The following is a 1,356-nucleotide window of genomic DNA, read 5'->3' on the forward strand; positions in this document are numbered from 1 at the left end:
CGCGCTGCGCCCGCATCGCGGCGAGGGCGGTGGCGATCGCGGCGAGATCGGCGTCGGTACGGCGGCGTGCCGCCAGCTCGGCACAGGCGGTCTCGGCCATCACGCGCAGTTCGAACAGGTGCGTGAGCGTCGGTCCGTCGGCCGGGCCGCCGTCCGCACCGGCGGCATCGCCGCGCAGCCGCCAGACCTGTCCGCCCGGCGTGTCGGAGACGTAGGCGCCCGAGCCCTTGCGCGTAACCAGCACGCCGTCGGCCTTCAGTTGCGCGATGGCCTCGCGCACGATCGGCCGGCTGACGCCAAACGCCGCCGCCAGGGCGGACTCGGCCGGCAGGCGCGCGCCGGCAACGAAGCGGCCCGCGCCGATATCGGCGCGGATCGCTTCGGCGATCCGTGAAGCCAGGGAGGAGGGGCGGGTGAGGGGTTCCAAGCAGGGTTCCGTTGGCGGGTCGTCGGTAAATGGGCCAAAGGTGGCCGCGTCGGGCTGGGTTGTCGTGGCAATCTGTAAGGCTGTCAGACAGCTTTGGCGAGATTCTGGCGTTACTCGACGCCTGCGTCAAGGCGGAAACGGTGGGCCCCCGCCAGCGCCACACCGCCATCCGCCCGGCGGCCCGTTCCGCTATCCCCCTTAGGTAGGGTGTCGCTAAACCTTTGGGGCCTGGCGCCGATAGCTGTGGAATCGGGAGGCGCGGCCGCGGCCCGGCGGCCGCCCCCGCACTGTCGCCCACGGCCGTGGGCATTGAAATTGGGACGCCGATGATTCCTCTGACACCGAACGACCTGCCGGTCGGCCAGCCCTTGCCGTGGTCGCTGCTCGACGGGCAGGGCAACCTGTTGCTCGGCAGCGGCAAGGTGCTCGCCGACGGCCGCGACGTCGCGCTGGTGTTTCGCCATGGCTCGGTGTGCCGGCCCGATCCGCTACCGCCCGACGATGCCGCGCCGGTCGGTGCGGTGCGTGTCGATCCGGTGCCCGCGCAGGCCTCGGGCCCGCTCGGTCTGCAGGTCGGCACGCTGCTGCAGATCAAGGCGCCCGACGACGGCGGCCGCGCGGCGGCGAGCCGGCTGATCGGCTTTATCGAACAGGGGCTGTTCGTCAGCTGGCCGCAGTTCGGCGGCAACGACGCCACCTTCCAGGCGGGCGAAGAGGTGCTGCTGCGCGGCTTCACCGGCCAGTCGATCCACAGCTTCCGCTGCACCGTGACCGCGGTGTGCCGCAGTCCGTTCCGTTACCTGGTGCTGTCCGTGCCGACCGAGGTGCAGCAGGTGCCGGTGCGCAGCAGTCCGCGCGTGCAGACCCGGCTGGCGGCGCAGCTGATGGATCAGGACGGCGACGCGGCCGGCGCGCCGCGACTGGCGGTG

At 72.3% G+C, this 1,356-nt stretch carries 2 protein-coding genes; one reads left to right on the plus strand and one right to left on the minus strand.

Features of this window, described 5'->3' with window-relative positions:
* Positions 1-427: FadR/GntR family transcriptional regulator (locus B551_RS18200; RefSeq protein WP_023264723.1), on the minus strand; the 427-nt coding region annotated here is incomplete at its 3' end.
* Positions 428-753: 326 nt separating this feature from the next.
* Here B551_RS18200 and B551_RS18205 point away from each other — a divergent pair.
* Positions 754-1,356: flagellar brake protein (locus B551_RS18205; protein ID WP_023264724.1), on the plus strand; the 603-nt coding region annotated here is incomplete at its 3' end.

This window comes from Cupriavidus sp. HPC(L), assembly GCF_000307735.3.
Taxonomy (GTDB): Bacteria; Pseudomonadota; Gammaproteobacteria; order Burkholderiales; family Burkholderiaceae; genus Cupriavidus.